This is a genomic window from Nonomuraea sp. NPDC049504 (assembly GCF_040676845.1).
GTDB lineage: Bacteria > Actinomycetota > Actinomycetes > Streptosporangiales > Streptosporangiaceae > Nonomuraea > Nonomuraea salmonea.
The window spans coordinates 42,000-60,908 of the sequence record NZ_JBFAPT010000001.1; the positions used below are offsets into that span (position 1 = coordinate 42,000).

Below are 18,909 nucleotides of genomic sequence, written 5' to 3' on the forward strand. Positions count from 1 at the left end.
AGAGGGCGTTGCTCGGACCGAGGCGATCGCTGGGGGGCCAGGTGGCTCAGCGGTCCCGAAGGGTCACCAGCTCTGGTGCAGGGGCATGCCTTCCGCGTAGCCCGACGTGCTCTGGATCCCCACGACGGCCTGCTCGTGGAACTCCTCCAGGTTCGCCGCCCCCGCATAGGTGCAGGCCGACCGGAGCCCGGCCACGATGGCGTCGATCTGGTCCTCGACGCTCGGCCGCTTGGGGTCGAGGTACATGCGTGACGTCGAGATCCCCTCCTCGAACAGCGCCTTCCTGGCCCGCTCGAACGCCGAGTCGTCCGCGGTCCGCAGCCGGACGGCACGGGCGGAGGCCATGCCGAAGTTCTCCTTGTACTTGCGCCCGTTCGCATCGGTATGGGTGTCGCCGGGCGACTCGTAGGTGCCCGCGAACCAGGATCCGATCATCACGTTCGAGGCCCCGGCGGCCAGGGCGAGCGCCACGTCACGGGGATGCCGGACACCGCCGTCGGCCCAGACGTGCCGCCCGAGCCGGCGCGCCTCGGCGGAGCATTCGAGCACGGCGGAGAACTGGGGACGTCCGACGCCGGTCATCATCCGGGTGGTGCACATGGCGCCGGGCCCGACGCCGACCTTGAGGATGTCGGCCCCGGCCTCGACCAGGTCGCGCACGCCGCCGGCGGTGACCACGTTGCCCGCCGCGACCGGCACGCCGGGGTCGAGCGCTTTGACGGCGCGCAGGGCGGCGACCATCTTGTCCTGGTGGCCGTGCGCGGTGTCGACGACCAGGCAGTCGATGCCCGCTTCGAGGAGCTCTTTGGCCCTGGCGGCCACGTCGCCGTTGACGCCGACGGCGGCGGCGATGCGCAGCCGGTTCTGGGCGTCGACGGCCGGCTGGTAGAGGGTGGCGCGCAGCGCGCCCGTACGGGTGAGGATGCCGACCAGGCGCCCGTCCTCGTCCACGATGGGCGCGAGGCGGTGACGGCCCTCATGCAGCCGCTCGAAGGCGGTGCGCGGGTCGAGCCCGGCGGGCAGCGTGAGCAGCTCGCTCGACATGACCTGGGACAGCTGGGTGAACATGTCGACGCCCTGGCAGTCGGCCTCGGTCACGACGCCGACGGGACGGTTCTCCCAGTCGACCACGATGACCGCGTTGTGGGCGCGCTTGGGCAGCAGCTGCAGGGCCTCGCCGACGGTCTCGTGCGGGGTCAGGGTGAGCGGGGTGTCGTGGACGAGGTCGCGCTTCTTGACCCAGTCGACGACGTTGGCGACGACGTCGAGCGGAATGTCCTGCGGGATGACGACGATGCCGCCCCGCCGTGCCACGGTCTCGGCCATGCGCCGGCCGGCGACCGCGGTCATGTTGGCCACGACGACAGGAATGGTGGTGCCCGTGCCGTCGTTCGTCGAGAGGTTGACTGCGAGCCGCGAACCGACCGCAGAACGCGACGGCACCATGAACACGTCGCTATAGGTCAGGTCGTAATGGGGCTCGAGGTCATTGAGAAATCTCACGTTCATCCATCTTATGTGCTGACAGGTCAACTAGGGATTTCCCCCTTTCCGGGGGCCTTATGATCGGCGCGGACACTTTTGGGGGAGGGAGGGTCTGTGAACGTCACGGAAAGGGCCGAGCTGATCGTCGTCGGCTTCGTCGTCCGCACGACCAATGCCGACGAGATGGATCCGGCTCGCGCGAAACTACCGGGGCTGTGGCAGCGGGCGGGCGCGCCGGGCGCTTTCGCCCACGTGCCCGGCCGCGTCGATGAGAACCTCTACGCGGTGCTCACCGACTACGAGAGCGACCACCACGGAGCCTTCACGCAGATCGTCGGCACGGGCGTGCGCACGGTGCCGCGCGTGCCGGAGGGCATGGTGGCGGTGCGGGTGCCGGCCGGGCCGGCGATGAAGCTCGAAGTACGCGGCCAGATGCCGCAGGCGCTGATCGACACCTGGCAGCAGGTGTGGAAGCACACCGAGTCGGGCGGCACCCCGGCACGCGCCTTCACCACGGATCTGGAGGTGCATCACCCCGACGGCGTGGATCTGTACCTCGCCGTCTGATCAGAGACCGAGCACGTCTGATCAGGGACCGTCTGATCAGAGACCGAGCACGCCTGATCAGGGACCGTCTGATCAGGAACCGAGCACGCTTGATCAGTAAGCGCCTGATCAGAGACCGAGCACGGCGGCCGCCGCTTCGACGGCCGCCGGCTTGACCTCCTCCAGGGGCAGGTGCGCGTATTCGACCGCGCAGTCCGACAGCCCGCCCAGCGCCACCGTCGCCCTGATGTGCTGGACTTGCGTGAGGTCCGCCCCCATGAGCATGACGATCAGCTCGCGCCGCCATTCGAACATGCGCGTGCCCAGGTCGAGCTGGCCGAGCGTGGCCAGTTCGCGGACCATCATCACGATCACGTCGCGGTGCCGCCAGACCATCGCGAAGTAGGCGTCGAGCAGCTCGCGCGGCTGGAGCCCAGGCGCCCGGTCGCGGACGAACCGCTCCATGTCCTCGATCATCGGCGCCACGATGCTGCGGACCAGGTCGTCGCGTGAGGAGAAGTGGTAGTAGAGCGCGGGCTTGGTGATGCCCAGGCGTTCGGAGATCTGGCGCAGGCTGGTGTTCTGGACGCCCTGCTCGACGAACAGTTCGCGGGCCACCGCCTGGATGCGCGCCTTGGTGTCACTGGGCATGACCCAAGATTACCCTTACCTACCGTTAAGTCAGATGCTAGCCTCCTTACTTAACGATAGGTAAGGAGGCGTCATGAGGGTTCTCATCTCGGGGGCCGGCATTGCGGGGCCCGTCCTCGCGTACTGGCTGGTCCGTCATGGTTTCGACGTGACGGTCGTCGAGCGCGCGCCCGCGCTGCGCAAGGCGGGCGGTCACGCGGTCGACCTGTTCAGGCCCGCCATGGAGATCGTGGAACGGATGGGCGTGCTGGAGCGGGTGGTCGCAGCCAAGACCGGCACGGAACGGCTCACCATGCACGTCGAGGGCGGCGGGCGCCCGGTCGACGTGCAGGTCGGCCGCGTCATGGGCGCCTTCTCCGACCGGCACGTCGAGATCATGCGCGACGACCTCGGCGAGATCTTCTACGACGCCACCCGCCACGACACCGAGTACGTCTTCGGCGACTCCATCACCGCGATCTCCGACAGCGGCGAGGTGACGTTCGAGCGCGGCAGGCCGGCCAGGTACGACCTGGTGATCGGCGCCGACGGCCTGCACTCCAACGTGCGCCGCCTCGTCTTCGGCCCCGAGGAGCGCTGCACGAGCTGGATCGGCGCCTACCTGGCCGTCGCCTCGATCCCCAACTACCTGGGGCTCGACGGGCGTATGGAGGGCCTCGCGGGCGTGGGCAGGATGGCCGCCGTGTACGGCGCCGCGCGCATGCCGGACGCGCGGGCGGTGTTCCTGTTCAGGACGCCGGAGCCGCTCGACTACCACCACCGGGACCTCGCCCGGCAGAAGGAGCTGCTGCGGGCCCGCTTCGCCGGCGCGGGATGGGAGGTGCCGCGGCTGCTGGACGAGGCGGAGCGCGCGCCCGCCTTCTACTTCGACTCGATCACCCAGCTGCGCCTCGACACCTGGTCACGCGGGCGGGTGACGCTCGTGGGCGACGCCGGCTACTGCCCGGGGCCGGCCGTCGGGGGCAGCACCAGCCTGGCCGTCGTGGGGGCGTACGTGCTGGCGGGGGAGCTGGCCGCGCACGGCGGCGACCACACGCGGGCCTACCCCGCGTACGAGGCCGAGATCGCCCCCTACGTGCTCCAGAGCCGCACGTTCGCCGTCGGCGCGGCCAAGCGGCTGGTCCCGGCCGGCCGCTTCGACCTGTGGACGCTCGCCCGCGCCGCGAACCTCATCAACCTGCTGCCCACGGCCGTCACGAGGGCCGCGGCCAAGCTGGGCGGCAAGAGCGCGCGGCTGCACGAGTCGGTCGCGCTCAAGGAGTACGCGCCCGCAGAAGGTCAGGCGAGCACCCCCTGATCGCGGAGCTTGGCCGCCTGTTCGGCGGACAGGCCCCAGTCCGACAGGTCCTCCAGCCGGGTGGCGGGGGAGAGGTCGGGAGGCGGGGTGCCGAGCAGGCGCGGGGCGGGTGCGGGCTGGGTGACGCCGCCGACCTCGACGAACGAGCCGCGCGCCACGTTGTGCGGATGCGTGGCGGCCTCGCCCATGGACAGCACCGGCGAGACGCAGGCGTCGGACCCGTCGAAGATCTCCTCCCACTCGGCGCGCGTGCGCGTGCGGAACACCCCGGCCAGCCGGGCCCGGAGCGCGGGCCACTGGGCGGGGTCGTTCCTGTCGGGGAGATCGGGGTCGCCGTCGAGGCCCATGAGGCGCAGCAGCTCGGCCCAGAACTTCGGCTCCAAGGCCCCCACGGCGACATATCGGCCGTCGGCGGTCTCATACGTGTCGTACTGCGGCGCCCCGGTGTCGAGCAGGTTGGTGCCGCGCGGCCCCCAGCCGCCGCTCTGGACGGCCTGGTAGAACATCGCGAACAGGGTGGCGGAGCCGTCCACCATGGCCGCGTCGATCACCCGGCCCCTGCCGGTGCGCTCGCGCTCGTACAGGGCCAGCAGCACGCCGTAGGCCAGCATGAGGCCGCCGCCGGCGAAGTCGCCGAGGATGTTGATCGGCGGGGTCGGCTTGTCGCCGGCGCGGCCGAGCGTCGACAGCACGCCGGAGATCGCGATGTAGTCGATGTCGTGCCCGGCGGTCGGGGCGAGCGGCCCGTCCTGCCCCCAGCCGGTCATCCGGCCGTAGACGAGCCGCTCGTTGACGGCGTGCAGGTCGTCGGGCCCGATGCCGAGCCGTTCCGCCACTCCGGGCCGGAACACCTCGATCACCACGTCGGCGTTCGCGACCAGCTCCTTGAACGCGGCCACGCCCTCGGGCGACTTGAGGTCGAGCCCGATCGTGTGCTTGCCGCGGTCCATGACGTCCCTGCGGGGAGCGTCGCGCACGGCGCCGACCCGGTCGACGCGCAGCACGTCGGCGCCATGGTCGGCGAGCATCATCCCGGCGAACGGCCCGGGCGCGAGCCCGGCGAGCTCCAGCACGCGCACGCCGGACAGCGGACCTCGGCTAGTCTCGGGCATCGGCTTCTCCTCGGTAGGGATCCCGCCCAAGTAGAACAACATTCGGTGATCTCGTGCAAGCGGCCTTGCCGACCTTCCCGCGAAGTCCGGGCAGGTATGGGAAACTTGCCCACTGTTCGGGTGGTCTACAGGCGGCCGTACGGCGGTCGTCTGCAGCAGGCGCACGTGCGCCGCTACAGGGGTAGGACATGGTTTCGGAGAGCAACCGGCTCATCGCAGGGCGCTACCAGTTGCTGCGCGAACTGGGCCGCGGCGGGATGGGCGTGGTCTGGGAAGGCCGCGACACACTGCTCAACCGGCAGGTGGCCATCAAAGAAGTGCTGCTGCCCGACAACCTGTCGCCGGGCGACAAAGAGCGCCAGCTCCTGCGGACCGCCCGCGAGGCCCGTACGGCGGCCAGGCTCAACCACCCCTCCGTCGTCGCGATCTACGACGTCGTCGAGGAGGGCGGCCGGCCCTGGATCGTGATGGAGCTGGTCAGTCACCCGTCGGTGGAGCAGGTCGTGCTCACCACGGGCGCGCTGCCGGTGCGCGAGGCGGCCGATCTCGGCCGGCAGGTGCTGTCGGCGCTGCGGGCCGCCCACGAGGCCGGCATCCTGCACCGCGACGTCAAGCCCAGCAACATCCTGCTGGCCGACGACGGCCGCGCGGTGCTGATGGACTTCGGCATCGCGACCGTCGAGGGCGACGTCTCGCTGACCAGCACCGGCATGGTGACGGGCTCGCCGAGCTTCCTCGCCCCCGAGCGGGTGCGCGCCGAGAACGCGGGCCCCGCCTCCGACCTGTGGTCGCTGGGCGCCACGCTGTACGCCTGCATGGTCGGCCGCTCGCCGTTCGAGCGCGGCGACCCCATGGCCACGCTCAACGCGCTGCTCAGCGAGGAGCCCGACTACCGCCGCATCCCGCCGGTCATGCATCCGATCCTGAAGGGCCTGCTGCGGAAGGAGCCCCAGGACCGGGTGGACGCCGAGGAGGCCGACCGGCTGCTCGCCGCCATCATCGCGGCCAAGCCGGCGGCCACGGACCTCGACCCGCCCGAGCGCAAGGGCCAGGGTCCAGGCCGGGCCCTGCTCGCCGCCGCGGCCACGGTGGTGCTGGTGCTGACGGGCGGCGCGGTCGCGTACTTCAGGACGGCCTCGCCCGCCGAGGGCACGCCCCGCGCGACCGCGCAGCCGGCCGCCGCGACCAAGCCCATCACCCCGACGGCCACGCCCACGGCGACGCCGAGCGCGACGCCGACCCCCACGCCCAGCGCGACCAGGCGGGCGCCGCTGGTGCGGGTGTGGAAGTCCCGTGACGGCTGGGCGATCCTGCGGCCGACCGGCTGGCGGGGCGCGCTCGGCGAGGCGTACACCGAGTGGACGCGCCGCGACCGCAACGCCCACCTCGGCGTGGAGGCCGTCTACGGGCAGCTCGACCCCCACCAGCTCATGCGCGACTCGCAGGAGACGTTCCGGCAGAACGCCCGCACGGTGGTCAACCGGGGGCAGCGCATGGTCAACCACAAGGGCGTCAAGGCCGTGGAGTGGGAGTTCACCTGGATCGCGGGGCAGGACAACGACGCCCCCTGGGTACGACCGGGCGCCCGCTACCACGAGATCCGCCGGGCCGTGGCCACGGACGAGGCCGCGTACGTGCTGTCATGGACGGTCGCCGAGGAGCAGTGGCTGCGTAACAGAGCACTGATGCGACAGGTGATCGGCAGCTTTACTGTGGGGGCATGACCTCCTGGAACCTGCTGGCCCTGCCGCCCCTTCCCGAAGAGTTCGTGCGCGGCCTGCTGGCGCCGCTCGGCGACCGGGTGACCGTCAGGGTGCCCGGCTCGCGCGACCGCGCGGGGCTGCTCGCGGCGCTGCCCGACGCGGAGATCGTGCTCGGCGACTGGACGGGCGCGCTCGTCATGGACGCCGAGGCGGTCAGGGCCGCGCCCCGGCTGGCGTTCGTGCAGCAGCCGTCGGTCGGCGTCGACGGCCATGACCTCGACGCGCTGGCCGCGGCCGGGGTGCCGCTGGCCAACACGCCGGGCGTCAGCGCCGTGGCGGTCGCCGAGTGGTGCCTGGCCGCCACGCTGGCGCTGCTGCGCAAACTGGCCGCGGCCGACGCGGCCGTACGCGCGGGCGAATGGCCGCAGCAGAGCCTGCAGCCCCACGAGCTGCGCGGCCGCCGGGTCGGCGTGGTCGGCTACGGCCCGATCGGCGCTGGCTGCGCCGAGATGTTCCGCGCGCTCGGCTGCGAGGTGTCCTACTGGACCCGCACGCCGCGCTCCGATCCCGGCTTCACCGACCTCGACACGCTCGTGTCCACCTCCGACGTCGTGGTCGTCGTCATCGCGCTGTCCGCGCAGACCCGCGGCCTCGTCGACCCCGGCCGCATGAAGCAGGGCGCGCTGCTGGTCAACGGCGCGCGGGGCGGCGTGGTCGACCAGAAGGCGCTGGTGGCCGCGCTGAGCGAGGGCCGGCTCGGGGGCGCCGCGCTCGACGTGTTCGACGTCGAGCCGCTGCCGGCCGGCGATCCGCTGCGCGACCTGCCGAACGTGCTGCTCTCGCCGCACGTCGCCGGCGTCACCGCCGAATCGACCGGGCGGCTGCTCACCGTCACCCTCGACAACCTCGCCGCCGCCGTCGAGGGCCGCGAGGTGGACGGTGTGCTGAACGGTGTCGAACCGGTGATCTCCCGGAAGTTTGCCCAATAACCTACCAAATAGGCGATCGACCTGGCACGATGAACAGTTTTCGTGTCTTTAACGACCCCGGTCTGTTCCGTTCGGTCGCATGGAGATAACGTGCTACGGACGATCTCTACCAGCTCAAGGGGGTGCTACGTGAACGAGCGACGCGTGCCCGAGGGGCACCGGGCGGTCACGGCACCGACGGAGGAGGGGCCGTGACGACGACGATGTCGACACACCGACGGGCAGTAGAGCAGATCCGGCAGTCCTACGCCGAGATCCCGGGTGACGCCGCTCCCCGGCTGTCCAAGGCCACGTCCAACCTGTTCAGGTTCCGCGACGGCGCCAAGACGGCCAAGCTGTCGGCCCGCGATCTCGACGAGGTCATCAGCGTCGATCCCGAGACGATGACCGCCGAGGTGCAGGGCATGACGACCTACGAGCACCTCGTGGACGCCACGCTGCCGTACGGGCTCATGCCGTACGTCGTGCCGCAGCTCAAGACCATCACGCTGGGCGGCGCCGTGACCGGGCTCGGCATCGAGTCCACCAGCTTCAGGGACGGCCTGCCGCACGAGTCGGTCGAGGAGCTCGAGATCCTCACCGGCGACGGCCGCGTCATCGTGGCCCGCGACGACAACGAGCACCACGAGCTGTTCCGCGCCTTCCCCAACTCCTACGGGACGCTGGGCTACGCGCTGCGCATCCGCATCAAGCTGCGCAAGGTCCAGCCGTACGTGCACCTGACCCACGTCAAGTTCACCGACGCGGGCAAGTGCATGCTGGCCATGCAGGAGATCTGCGACACCATGGTGCACGAGGGCGAGAGCGTCGACTTCGTCGACGGCGTCTTCTTCGGCCCCGGCGAGATGTACATCACGCTCGGCCGCTTCGCCGAACGCGCCCCCTACGTCTCCGACTACACCGGCATGCGGATCTACTACCAGTCGATCCAGCAGCGCAGCCGCGACTGGCTGACCATCCGCGACTACCTGTGGCGCTGGGACACCGACTGGTTCTGGTGCTCGCGGGCGTTCGGCGTGCAGCAGCCGGTCGTGCGCTCGCTCATGCCGCGCCGCTGGATGCGCTCCGACGTCTACCGCCGCCTGGTCGCGCTCGACCGGAAATACGGCCTGACCGCCCGCGTCGACCGGTGGCGCGGCCAGCCCGTGAGCGAATCGGTCATCCAGGATGTCGAGACGCCCGTCGAGCGCGGGGCCGAATTCCTGGAGTTCTTCCACGAGAAGGTGGGCATGACTCCGGTGTGGATGTGCCCGCTGCGCGCAGAGACACGGTGGCCGCTCTACCCGCTCGAGCCGGGCAAGCTCTACGTCAACTTCGGATTCTGGGGAATGGTGCCGCTGCCGCGCGGCCAGTTCGACGGTTACTACAACCGGCTCATCGAGCGTTCCGTACACGATCTCGACGGCCACAAGTCGCTCTACTCGACCTCGTTCTACGTGCGTGAGCAGTTCTGGCAGCTCTACAACGGCGATGCCTATTGGCCGGTCAAGCAGGAATACGACCCCAACGGACGCCTGCTCGACCTGTACGAAAAGTGTGTACGGGGAAGGTGAGTTGATGGCTCTGGCATCCATCTTTGAAAAGATCGTCGGCTCCGATGCGAACATCGCGTTCATGGCCTACGACGGCAGCAAGGCGGGGCCCGACGGCGCCGACCTGGCCCTCGAGGTCAAGTCCCCGATCGCGGTCGCGCACCTGGCCCACGCACCGGGCGAGCTGGGCCTGGCCCGGGCGTACATCTCGGGACACCTCGACGTCCACGGCGACATGTACACGCTGCTGGACCGGATGTGGAACATCACGACCAACGACCTGACGACGTCCGAGAAGATCGCCGCCGTCAAGTCGCTGGGCGTCAAGCCGCTGCTCATGCGGGTGCCGCCGCCCCCGCAGGAGATGCGCCAGAGCGCGCTGGCCAAGCTCGGCTCGCGGCACGCCAAGCAGCGTGACGCGGAGGCCATCCACCACCACTACGACGTCTCCAACCGCTTCTACGAGTGGGTGCTGGGCCCGTCGATGGCCTACACCTGCGCCTGCTTCCCCAGCGAGGACTCCTCGCTCGAAGAGGCCCAGTTCGCGAAGTTCGACCTGGTGGCGCGCAAGCTCGGGCTCCAGCCCGGCATGCGGCTGCTCGACGTCGGCTGCGGCTGGGGCGGCATGGTCATGCACGCCGCCAAGCACTACGGCGTCAAGGGGCTCGGCGTCACGCTGAGCCGCCAGCAGGCCGAGTGGGCCCAGAAGGCCATCGCCGACGCCGGGCTGCAGGACCTCGCCGAGGTCCGCTTCATGGACTACCGCGACGTCAAGGAGTCGGGCTTCGACGCGGTCAGCTCGATCGGCCTGACCGAGCACATCGGCAAGGCCAACGTGCCCGGCTACTTCGAGTTCCTCTACAGCAAGCTCAAGACCGGCGGCCGTCTGCTCAACCACTGCATCACCCGGCCGACCGGCAAGGAGAAGACGTTCAACAAGGGCGGCTTCATCAACCGCTACGTCTTCCCCGACGGTGAGCTCGAGTCGGTGGGCTGGCTCATCAGGCAGATGGAGGACCTCGGCTTCGAGATCCGCCACCAAGAGAACCTGCGCGAGCACTACGCCAAGACGCTGCGCCACTGGTGCGACAACCTCGACGACAACTGGGAGTCCGCGGTCGAGGAGGTCGGCATGGGCACCGCCCGCGTGTGGGCCCTCTACATGGCCGGCTGCATCGTGGGCTTCGAGCGCAACAAGGTGCAGCTGCACCAGGTGCTCGGCGTCAAGCTCGACGAGAACGGCCGCTCCGGCATGCCGCTGCGCCCGTCGCGCGACTGGCCCTGACAGCCGGCGCTGATTCGGTTCATGACACGGCTCCCGAGCCTTCAAAGGCCCGGGAGCCGTGGCGTGTCCCCGTGACGTCAGGAGGAGACGGCGGCCTGCTCGCCCGTCGTCGCCGTGCAGCGGTGCCTGTCCTTCGTGTGCTTCGCGTGCCGTCCCCGGCTCGGAGGATGCTCGTTCTGGGCGTCCTCCTGCGTCTCCTGCGGCTGCTCCTTCGGATTGTGGGGCTTCGCGTGCCTGCCCACGTGCTCGTTCTCCTTCGTTGTCCCCCAACTGCTTAAAGTGACCGTATGGCTACCCTCGGCGCTGGGGCAAGCGGTTACCCGGTAAACGAGGCGTCGTTACCGACAAGCGACCGGTTGCTCAGGAGCAGGCGGCGCCGTTCAGGGTGAATGCGGGGGGTTTGCCGGTGTTGCCGTTGTGGGTGCCCTGGAAGCCGAACGACGCCGAGCCGCCCGGCGCGATCGTCCCGTTGTAGGAGACGTTGCGCGCGCTCACCTGGCCGCCGGCCGGCGTGATCGTGGCGTTCCACGCGGAGGTGACCGTCTGGCCGGCGGGCAGCGCGAAGCCGAGCGTCCACGACGACACCGGCGACTGGCTGGTGTTCGCGATCTTCACCTCGGCGGTGAAGCCGGTGTTCCAGGTGTTCATCGTGTACGTCACCTGGCAGGCGCCCGGGGGCGGGGGAGTGGGCGTGGTCGTCGGGTCCGGGTCCTGGCCGTCGTCCGACAGGCCGAAGAAGTCGATGACCATGGCCGCCATCCCGCCCTGGGGCAGGCTGTGACCGACGCCCTGCAGGCTGATCGCCTCGACGGGGGCCTGCGTGCCGGTGCCGCCGTAGCGGGTCCTGGTCCAGCCGGAGCGCGGCTGGTCGGTCAGGCTCGGGGTCTGGCTCAGGCCGTGGACGTCGGTCCACTGCTTGATCTGCTCCTGGAAGTTGGGGTAGCGCAGCGTGCCGTCCTCGGTGCCGTGCCAGATCTGCATGCGCGGGCGGGGGCCGCTGTAGCCGGGGTAGGCCGCGCGTACGAGGTCGCCCCACTGCTGCGGGGTCCTGCTGATCTGGCCGTTGGCGCAGGCGCTGTTCCAGCTCGACCCGTCGGTGGTGGCGAAGCAGGCGAACGGCACGCCGCTGAACGCCGCCCCGGCCTTGAACACGTCGGGGTAGTCGCCGAGCAGGACGTTGGTCATCATCGCGCCGGACGAGGCGCCGGTGACGAACGTGCGGTCGGGGTCGGTGTCGTAGCGCTGCTGGACGTACCTGACCATGGAGATGATGCCGACCGGGTCGCTGCCGCCGTCGTGCCGCAGCGCCTGTGGCGAGGAGACGTCGAAGCAGGAGCCGCTCCTGGTCGCCGACGGGTAGATGACGACGAACTTGTGCTGGTCGGCGAGCCGGGCGAACTCCGTGCCCGAGTAGAAGGCGGGGCCTGAGCCGGTGCAGTAGTGCACGGCCACCAGCAGCGCGGGGCGGGCGGGGACGCCGTCGGGGACGTACAGATGCATGCGGAGGTTGGTGGGGTTCGTCCCGAATCCGGTCACCTCGGTGAGTTGCGCCGAGGAAGCGGGGGGCGCGGTGATGAGACCGGCGACCACGAGCGCCAGAGCGGCGATCACGGCTCCGGCCAGTCGAGCTTTCAGCTTCATCGAGATCCTCTCGCATCGGCAGCCGAAATATTGCGAGTGTCCACAGAAAATTTCGGCACCGCAATGGGGCTCGTCCGCCGGGCCTGGCGTGGAGGTCGTGAGCTGCCGCGAGAGCCCGGCCGGGCGCGGCCGGGTGTGAAACTTTCGGCGCTCAGCCGTCGTGGGCGAGCAGCTCCAGCGTGCCCTGGAGCCCGCGCCAGGCCACCTCGGCGTCCGGCGTGCGCGCGTGCGGCGCGCGGAACCACTGGACGAACTCGGCCACGTCGTCCAGCGCCCAGCGCAGCCGGTGGAGCCGCAGCAGGCCCTGGTCAGGAGTGTGGCCGGTGGCGTCGGCGTAGCGGGCCAGGTCGTCGCCGGTCTCGGCCACCAGCCACAGGTCGCGCTCCGGGACGGCCATGCCCACGGTGTCCCAGTCGACGAGCAGCAGCCGCCCGCCGGCCCGCAGCAGGTTGCCGGGATGCGGCTCGCCGTGCGTCACCACCGGCTCGCCCGGCCGCTCCGCCAGCCGGTCGAACTCCTCCAGCGCCCCGCGCAACGTCCGCGCGTGGCCGGCGACGAGATCCCGGGCCGGCTCGGAGTAGGGCCCGCCGAGCCACGGCAGCCCGTCATCTCCCCGGCTCAGCCCCTCCAGCAGCGCACGGCCCGCCGGCTGCACGGGGCTGACCGGCGTGGGCAGCGGCGGAGGGGTGCCGTGCAGAGCGGCGAGCACGTCGATGGCGGCCGCCCGCTCGTCCGCGTCCTGCTCGTCGCCGAACTCGCCGGGACGCCCCTCCTCGTACGGGAACACGCTCATCGCGTAGCGACGGTCGAGCCGGCGCAGCGTCGCACCCTCCGCGTCACGCAGCGGCGCCACCACGAACTCCAGCCCCGCCTCGCCGCGCAGCGCCGCCGCCGTGTCGAGCGCCGCCCGCAAGGCGTCGTACGACCGCCGCCGCACGTCGGCCACGGTCACGAACCGATCACCCGCCACCCAGTGAAAGTCCCCGAACCCCACCGGCGCGTAGGTCAGCGCGGGGACGTCGATCCCCCACGCCTTGAGCGCGGTGCGCAACAGCCCCTCGTCGAAGTCCTCCGGCCGCTCCCGCATGCCCAGCAAGCTACCGGCCCCACGGCCTGGGCTTCACCTGAATAACGGGGTCCGCACAGAATGACGATCATGAAGTGGGGGCCGCGTTCAGGGAGGCGGTCCTCGCGCGGAGCGGGCGCCGCCCCCAGGGGCGGCGCCAGCGCGTGGTCAGCGCAGTTCGCGCTTCAAGATCTTGCCGGTGGCGGTCATCGGCAGCGAGTCGCGGAACTCGACGATGCGGGGGTACTTGTACGCCGCCATGTTCTCCTTGCACCAGGCGATCAGCTCGTCCTCGGTGATCGTGGCGTCCGGGGTACGGATGACGTACGCCTTGATCTCCTCGCCGTGCGACTCGTGCGGGACGCCGACGACGGCGGCCAGCGAGACGGCCTCGTGCGTGACGAGCACCTCTTCGAGCTCGCGCGGGTAGACGTTGAAGCCGCCCCGGATGATCATGTCCTTGGCGCGGTCGATGATCGAGTAGTAGCCGTCGGCGTCGCGGGTCGCGATGTCGCCCGTACGGAACCAGCCGTCCCGCATCACCTCGGCCGTCGCCTCGGGCCTGCCGTAGTAGCCCTTCATGATGTTGTGGCCGCGGATGGCGATCTCGCCCGGCCCCTCGCCCTCGACCGTCTTCCAGTCGCCGTCGACCAGCTTCATCTCCACGCCCCAGATGGGGGTGCCGATCGTGCCGGCCTTGGTGGGCCGGCCCGGCTGGTTGAAGCTGGCGACGGGGGCGGTCTCGGACAGGCCGTACCCCTCGAGGATGCCGACGCCGAACGTGCGCTCGAAGTCGTTGAGCACCTCGACGGGCGAGGCCGCGCCGCCCGCGACGGCGACCCGCAGCGAGCGCGGCACCTCCAGCCCCTCGGCGTGGACCTTCGTCAGCATGCCCCAGTACATCGTGGGCACGCCGGCGAAGAACGTCACGTTCTCCTTCACCATCAGCGCCAGCGCCTCACCCGGCTCGAACCGCGGCATCAGCACGACGGTCGCGCCGCGCAGGAAGCCGGTGTTCATCACCACGGTCTGGCCGAAGGAGTGGAACAGCGGCAGCACCGCCAGGTAGGTGTCGTTGCCCTCCTCGGGCGCGGGGAACATCTTGTCGCTGACCATGGCGTTCATCAGCATGTTCTGGTGGCTGAGCTCGGCGCCCTTGGGCTGGCCGGTGGTGCCGGAGGTGTAGAGGATCACCGCCGTGTCGTCGGGGGCGGTCTGCACGGTCTCGAACTCGGAGGCCATCCCGCCGAGCGCGGCCCAGATCGACTCGCCGTACGGGGACTCCGTGGCGAGCGGGGTCGCGGGCAGCACGAAGAAGTGCTCGCACCCCTCGGACGCCTCGAACCCCGCCTTGCCGCGCTCGCCGAGCGGCAGTTCCGGCGTGCCCTCGAAGCAGAACAGCGCCTTGGCGTCGCTGTCGTCGAGGTGGTACGCGATCTCGCGTGACTGCAGCAGCACGTTGAGCGGCACGACGGTCGCGCCGGCCTTCAGGATGCCGAAGTAGACGAACGGGAAGTACGGCAGGTTCGGGCAGGCCAGCGCGACCTTGTCGCCTTTGGTGATACCGCGCGCCACCAGCAGGTTCGCGACCTGGTTGGCCACTGTGTCGATCATGGAGTACGGCAGCCGCATGTCGCCGAAGACGATCGCGGTGCCGTCGGGGGTGTTCCTGGCGGAGTCCTCCAGGACGATCGACAGGTTGAGCATGACGCCTCCCTATAGAACGGCTTCGCGGTCATCTTCGCAGGGCCGCCATACCGGCTGGTAGGTAGAGCAGGTCACAAGTGGATATGGACGCGTTCCCGAGGCGTGGAGTAAGCAGGGAACACGTTGTCCAGCCCCGTGGAGGAGATCAATGGAGTACGACTATGTCATCGTCGGGGCCGGCTCTGCGGGGTGCGTGCTGGCCAACCGGCTCTCGGAGGATCCGGGGCTGTCCGTGGCGCTGGTCGAGGCGGGAGGCAAGGACGACAAGCTGGAGATCCGCATGCCGGCGGGCTTTCCCAAGCTCTTCAGGACCGGCTACGACTGGAACTTCACCACCGCCAAGCAGAGTGAGATGTCGGGCCGTGAGCTCTATTGGCCGCGCGGCCGGGTGCTGGGCGGCTCGTCCTCGATGAACGCGCAGATGTGGGTGCGCGGCTGCCAGCAGGACTACGACCAATGGGGCATCCCCGGCTGGGCGTACGACGACGTGCTGCCGTACTTCCACCGGGCCGAGCACCGCGTCGGCAGCAACCGCGGCGGCGTCTACGGCACCTCGGGTCCCCTCTACATCTCCGAGCTGCGCAGCCCCAACGTGACGACGGCGGCGTTCCTCGCGGCCTGCGAGGAGCTGGGCATGCCGCGGCTCGCCGAGCTGAACGGCCGTTCCAACGAGGGCTACAGCCCGACCCCCGTCACCCAGAACAGGGGCAGGCGGTGGAGCTCGGCCGACGCCTACCTGCGCCCGGCCGCGAACCGCCCCAACCTGCACGTCGTCACCGACGCCACGGTGACGCGGGTGACGTTCGACGGCAGGCGGGCGACGGGCGTCGAGCACAGCGGCGGCGCCCACATCAAGGCGCGGCTGGAGGTGGTGCTGGCGGCCGGGACCATCGGGTCGCCTTACCTGCTGATGCGCTCGGGCGTCGGCGCGGCCGACGAGCTGCGCGACGCCGGGGTGCCGGTCGTGCACGAGCTGCCCGAGGTCGGCAAGAACCTCCAGGACCACCTCTCGACCGGTGTGTTCGTCGAGTGCCTGCAGCCGGTGACGCTGACCAAGGCCGAGTCGATCCCCAACCTGCTGCGTTACATCGTGCTGCGCTCCGGCATGCTCACCACGAACGTGGGCGAGGCGGTCGCGTTCATCAGGACCTCGGAGGCGGAGCCGGCGCCGGACGTCGAGCTGGTGTTCGCGCCGGTGCCGTTCAAGGACCACGGGCTCACCCCGCCGACCGGGCACGGCCTGACCGTCGGCGTGGTGCTGCTGCAGCCGGAGAGCCGCGGCAGGATCGGGCTGAACGGCCGCGACGTCGTCATCGACCCCGCCTACCTGTCGGCGGAGGCCGATGTCAGGCGGCTGGTCGCGGGGCTGAAGCGGGCCAAGGAGGTGTTCGCGACGGCGGCGATGAAGCCGTACGCGGGCGGGCCGATGGCGCCGTACTGGGGGCCGGAGACCGACGAGGAGCTGGCCCAGTGGGTACGCGAGCGCGGCGAGACCCTCTACCACCCGGTCGGCACCTGCCGGATGGGCGCCGACGACGCCTCGGTGGTGGACCCGGCGCTGCGCGTGCGCGGCGTGGAGGGGCTGCGGGTGGCGGACGTGTCGATCATGCCGACGCTCAACAGGGGCCACACCCACGCCCCCGCGATCATGATCGGGGAGAAGGCCGCGGACCTGATCAGGGGGCACAAGGCTTGACGTAAGTGGTCACTTGCGTAGGCTCGTCGGTATGACGCTGCCCGCGGAGCTCGACCTGTCACAGATCCCGTTCTGGGCCCGCCCGCAGGCCGAGCGCATGGAGGCGTTCCGGCGGCTGCGCGAGCTCGACCGCCCGGTGTTCGTGCCCGAGCAGGCGGTGCCGTTCGTCGGCGGCGGGCCCGGCTACCACGCCCTGGTCCGCCACGCCGACGTGACCGCGGCCAGCCGCGACGCGGCCGTCTTCAGCAGCGAGCCGTGCTCCAACAGCATCCCCGACATGCCGCGCTGGCTGAGCGTCTACTTCGGCTCCATGATCAACATGGACGACCCGCGGCACGCCAGGCTGCGCCGCATCGTCTCGCGGGCGTTCACGCCGCGCGTGCTGGCCAAGATGGAGGAGGACCTCGCGCGGGCCGCCGCCGAGATCGTGGACCAGGCCGTCGCGGAAGGCCCTGGCGACTTCGTCGCCCAGGTGGCCGCCCGCCTCCCGGTACGCGTCATCTGCGACATGATGGGCATCCCCGCGAGCCACCACGACGCGGTGCTGCGGCGTACGAACGTCATCCTCGGCAACGCCGACCCCGAGTACTCAGGCATCGACCCCGGTTTCGGCCGCGTCAAGGTGGCCCGGGGCCTGGCCAAGCTGCTGCGCGCCGGCCACGCGCTCAACCGGCTGGCCGCCCGCCTCGGCGACGAGCGGCGCAGGCGGCCCACGGGCGACCTGGTCAGCCTGCTGGTCAACGGCGACGAGCGGCTCAGCTCGCAGGAGCTGGGCTCGTTCTTCATCCTGCTCGTGGTGGCGGGCAGCGAGACCACCCGCAACGCCATCGCGTACGGGCTGAAGCTCTTCACCGACCACCCGGAGCAGCGCGAGCAGCTGCTGGCCGACTTCGACGGCCGCATCGCGGGCGCGTGCGACGAGATCGTCCGCTACGCGACGCCGGTGATCCAGTTCCGCCGCACGCTGACCCGCGACCACGAGCTGAACGGCACCCCCTACCGCAAGGGCGACAAGGTGCTGCTCTTCTACACCTCGGCCAACCGCGACGAGGCCGTGTTCGAAGACCCCGACGCCTTCGACATCACCCGTGACCCCAACCCCCACGTGGGCTTCGGCGGCCCAGGCCCGCACTACTGCCTGGGGGCGCATCTCGCGCGCAGGGAGATGACCGTGATGTTCCGCGAGCTGTTCACCCGCCTGCCCGCGATCAAGGCGGTGGGCGAGCCCGACTTCCTGCTGTCCAACTTCATCAACGGGGTCAAGCACCTGCGCTACACGTTCTGAGCGAAACGGGGAACCCCGGTCGGGCGAGTGGCGGCGTGCTAGGTTTCGCAGTCATGGAGATCAGGACGATCCACGCCAACGGTGTGGAGTTCGCGTATCTGACACTGGGGGAGGGGCCGCTGGCGCTGTGCCTGCACGGCTTCCCCGACACCGCGCACACCTGGCGGCACCTGATGCCCGCGCTGGCCGAACGCGGCTACCGCGCGGTCGCCCCCTTCATGCGCGGTTACGCGCCCACCGAAGTCCCCGCCGACGCCGCGTACGAGACCGCCGCGCTGGTCGCCGACGTACGCGCGCTGCACGAGGAGCTCGGCGGCGGTGACGACGCCGTCGTCATCGGCCACGACTGGGGCGCCTTCCCCGCCTACGCCACCGCCGGCCGCTTCCGCCGCGCCGTCACGCTCGCCGTGCCGCCGCCCGGCGCGCTCGGCGCCGCCTTCCTGGAGTACGAGCAGCTCAAGCGCTCGTTCTACATCTTCCTCTTCCAGACGCCGCTGGCCGAGCCGGCCGCCGCCGCGCCCGGCTTCTTCGAGAACCTGTGGCACGACTGGTCGCCCGGCTACGACGCGGGCGAGGACCTCGCCTTCCTGCGGCGCAGCATCGGCGAGCCCGCCAACCTGTCGGCCGCCATCGGCTACTACCGCGCCATGCTCGGCACCGTGCCGCCGTCGGGCCGCTACCCGGAGGTCGACAACGGGGTCACCGGCCCCGTCCTCTACCTGCACGGCGCCCAGGACGGCTGCCTGGCGTCCCACCTCGCAAAGGACGCGATCAGCCGGCTGCCCGAAGGGTCGCGGGCCGAGCAGGTGGCCGGCGCCGGGCACTTCCTGCACCTCGAACGTCCGGCCGAGGTCAACCGCCTCATCCTCGACTGGCTCGGCCCCGCCGCCTGACCCGGGCTCGTACGCGGCGGC

Annotated in this window: 16 protein-coding genes; 9 read left to right on the plus strand and 7 right to left on the minus strand. The window is 70.6% G+C overall.

Annotated elements, in window-relative coordinates:
- Positions 1 to 63: 63 nt before the first annotated feature.
- Positions 64 to 1,503, minus strand: a complete 1,440-nt coding sequence (locus tag AB0K28_RS00205; protein ID WP_364363159.1) for a GuaB1 family IMP dehydrogenase-related protein — start codon at positions 1,501 to 1,503, stop codon at positions 64 to 66.
- A gap of 96 nt (positions 1,504 to 1,599) precedes the next feature.
- Between AB0K28_RS00205 and AB0K28_RS00210 the strand changes: the two genes are divergently transcribed.
- Complete coding sequence (locus tag AB0K28_RS00210; protein ID WP_345387802.1) at positions 1,600 to 2,052, plus strand: GyrI-like domain-containing protein; 453 nt, start codon at positions 1,600 to 1,602, stop codon at positions 2,050 to 2,052.
- A 108-nt stretch (positions 2,053 to 2,160) separates the two neighbouring features.
- Here AB0K28_RS00210 and AB0K28_RS00215 read toward each other — a convergent pair whose 3' ends face one another.
- Positions 2,161 to 2,682, minus strand: coding sequence for a helix-turn-helix domain-containing protein (locus AB0K28_RS00215; RefSeq protein ID WP_364363162.1), 522 nt, complete (start codon positions 2,680 to 2,682; stop codon positions 2,161 to 2,163).
- A gap of 73 nt (positions 2,683 to 2,755) precedes the next feature.
- Here AB0K28_RS00215 and AB0K28_RS00220 point away from each other — a divergent pair, with 73 nt between their 5' ends.
- Positions 2,756 to 3,979 (plus strand): FAD-dependent monooxygenase, encoded by a 1,224-nt coding sequence (locus AB0K28_RS00220; RefSeq protein ID WP_364363165.1) that lies wholly within the window; start codon positions 2,756 to 2,758, stop codon positions 3,977 to 3,979.
- Here the strand turns inward: AB0K28_RS00220 and AB0K28_RS00225 are convergent.
- Positions 3,961 to 5,091, minus strand: a complete 1,131-nt coding sequence (locus tag AB0K28_RS00225) for a CaiB/BaiF CoA-transferase family protein (RefSeq protein ID WP_364363168.1) — start codon at positions 5,089 to 5,091, stop codon at positions 3,961 to 3,963. The two genes, AB0K28_RS00220 and AB0K28_RS00225, sit on opposite strands and share 19 nt — an antisense overlap.
- Before the next feature lie 188 nt (positions 5,092 to 5,279).
- Here AB0K28_RS00225 and AB0K28_RS00230 point away from each other — a divergent pair, with 188 nt between their 5' ends.
- The 4 genes from AB0K28_RS00230 (at position 5,280) to AB0K28_RS00245 (ending at position 10,600) form a co-directional block, all read left to right on the plus strand.
- Positions 5,280 to 6,815, plus strand: coding sequence for a serine/threonine-protein kinase (locus AB0K28_RS00230; RefSeq protein ID WP_364363171.1), 1,536 nt, complete (start codon positions 5,280 to 5,282; stop codon positions 6,813 to 6,815).
- Complete coding sequence (locus AB0K28_RS00235) at positions 6,812 to 7,783, plus strand: NAD(P)-dependent oxidoreductase (RefSeq protein WP_364363174.1); 972 nt, start codon at positions 6,812 to 6,814, stop codon at positions 7,781 to 7,783. Before AB0K28_RS00230 ends, AB0K28_RS00235 begins: the two co-directional genes overlap by 4 nt.
- Positions 7,784 to 7,986: 203 nt before the next feature.
- Positions 7,987 to 9,336, plus strand: a complete 1,350-nt coding sequence (locus AB0K28_RS00240; protein ID WP_345409312.1) for an FAD-binding oxidoreductase — start codon at positions 7,987 to 7,989, stop codon at positions 9,334 to 9,336.
- Between the two features lie 4 nt (positions 9,337 to 9,340).
- Positions 9,341 to 10,600 (plus strand): cyclopropane-fatty-acyl-phospholipid synthase family protein, encoded by a 1,260-nt coding sequence (locus AB0K28_RS00245; RefSeq protein WP_364363177.1) that lies wholly within the window; start codon positions 9,341 to 9,343, stop codon positions 10,598 to 10,600.
- A gap of 77 nt (positions 10,601 to 10,677) precedes the next feature.
- On the opposite strand, the gene AB0K28_RS00250 is transcribed toward AB0K28_RS00245, so the two are convergent.
- The 4 genes from AB0K28_RS00250 to AB0K28_RS00265 all read right to left on the minus strand — a co-directional run bounded on the left by AB0K28_RS00250 (position 10,678) and on the right by AB0K28_RS00265 (position 15,014).
- Positions 10,678 to 10,842, minus strand: coding sequence for a hypothetical protein (locus AB0K28_RS00250; protein WP_345387796.1), 165 nt, complete (start codon positions 10,840 to 10,842; stop codon positions 10,678 to 10,680).
- A 118-nt stretch (positions 10,843 to 10,960) separates the two neighbouring features.
- Complete coding sequence (locus tag AB0K28_RS00255; protein WP_364363181.1) at positions 10,961 to 12,241, minus strand: PHB depolymerase family esterase; 1,281 nt, start codon at positions 12,239 to 12,241, stop codon at positions 10,961 to 10,963.
- Between the two features lie 151 nt (positions 12,242 to 12,392).
- On the minus strand, positions 12,393 to 13,328 hold the full coding sequence (locus tag AB0K28_RS00260) for a phosphotransferase (protein WP_364363184.1): 936 nt from the start codon (positions 13,326 to 13,328) through the stop codon (positions 12,393 to 12,395).
- 147 nt (positions 13,329 to 13,475) lie between these two features.
- On the minus strand, positions 13,476 to 15,014 hold the full coding sequence (locus AB0K28_RS00265; protein ID WP_364363187.1) for a long-chain fatty acid--CoA ligase: 1,539 nt from the start codon (positions 15,012 to 15,014) through the stop codon (positions 13,476 to 13,478).
- 148 nt (positions 15,015 to 15,162) lie between these two features.
- On the opposite strand from AB0K28_RS00265, the gene AB0K28_RS00270 reads away from it, so the two are divergent.
- From AB0K28_RS00270 to AB0K28_RS00280, 3 genes are read left to right on the plus strand one after another with little or no spacing between them, the layout of a single operon-like run.
- Positions 15,163 to 16,710: a GMC family oxidoreductase N-terminal domain-containing protein gene (locus AB0K28_RS00270; protein WP_364363190.1), complete on the plus strand. Its 1,548-nt coding sequence runs from the start codon at positions 15,163 to 15,165 to the stop codon at positions 16,708 to 16,710.
- Between the two features lie 31 nt (positions 16,711 to 16,741).
- Positions 16,742 to 17,995, plus strand: a complete 1,254-nt coding sequence (locus AB0K28_RS00275; RefSeq protein WP_364363193.1) for a cytochrome P450 — start codon at positions 16,742 to 16,744, stop codon at positions 17,993 to 17,995.
- A 53-nt stretch (positions 17,996 to 18,048) separates the two neighbouring features.
- Positions 18,049 to 18,888 (plus strand): alpha/beta hydrolase, encoded by an 840-nt coding sequence (locus AB0K28_RS00280; protein WP_364363196.1) that lies wholly within the window; start codon positions 18,049 to 18,051, stop codon positions 18,886 to 18,888.
- Positions 18,889 to 18,909 lie beyond the last annotated feature (21 nt).

Bases quoted from the DNA above. Each gene is read 5' to 3' on its own strand.
- AB0K28_RS00230 (WP_364363171.1), top strand. From the start codon at position 5,280: ATGGTTTCGGAGAGCAACCGGCTCATCGCAGGGCGCTACCAGTTGCTG.
- AB0K28_RS00255 (WP_364363181.1), bottom strand. From the start codon at position 12,241: ATGAAGCTGAAAGCTCGACTGGCCGGAGCCGTGATCGCCGCTCTGGCG.
- AB0K28_RS00215 (WP_364363162.1), bottom strand. From the start codon at position 2,682: ATGCCCAGTGACACCAAGGCGCGCATCCAGGCGGTGGCCCGCGAACTG.
- AB0K28_RS00225 (WP_364363168.1), bottom strand. From the start codon at position 5,091: ATGCCCGAGACTAGCCGAGGTCCGCTGTCCGGCGTGCGCGTGCTGGAG.
- AB0K28_RS00245 (WP_364363177.1), top strand. From the start codon at position 9,341: ATGGCTCTGGCATCCATCTTTGAAAAGATCGTCGGCTCCGATGCGAAC.
- AB0K28_RS00260 (WP_364363184.1), bottom strand. From the start codon at position 13,328: ATGCGGGAGCGGCCGGAGGACTTCGACGAGGGGCTGTTGCGCACCGCG.
- AB0K28_RS00280 (WP_364363196.1), top strand. From the start codon at position 18,049: ATGGAGATCAGGACGATCCACGCCAACGGTGTGGAGTTCGCGTATCTG.
- AB0K28_RS00220 (WP_364363165.1), top strand. From the start codon at position 2,756: ATGAGGGTTCTCATCTCGGGGGCCGGCATTGCGGGGCCCGTCCTCGCG.
- AB0K28_RS00240 (WP_345409312.1), top strand. From the start codon at position 7,987: ATGTCGACACACCGACGGGCAGTAGAGCAGATCCGGCAGTCCTACGCC.
- AB0K28_RS00265 (WP_364363187.1), bottom strand. From the start codon at position 15,014: ATGCTCAACCTGTCGATCGTCCTGGAGGACTCCGCCAGGAACACCCCC.
- AB0K28_RS00275 (WP_364363193.1), top strand. From the start codon at position 16,742: ATGACGCTGCCCGCGGAGCTCGACCTGTCACAGATCCCGTTCTGGGCC.
- AB0K28_RS00235 (WP_364363174.1), top strand. From the start codon at position 6,812: ATGACCTCCTGGAACCTGCTGGCCCTGCCGCCCCTTCCCGAAGAGTTC.
- AB0K28_RS00270 (WP_364363190.1), top strand. From the start codon at position 15,163: ATGGAGTACGACTATGTCATCGTCGGGGCCGGCTCTGCGGGGTGCGTG.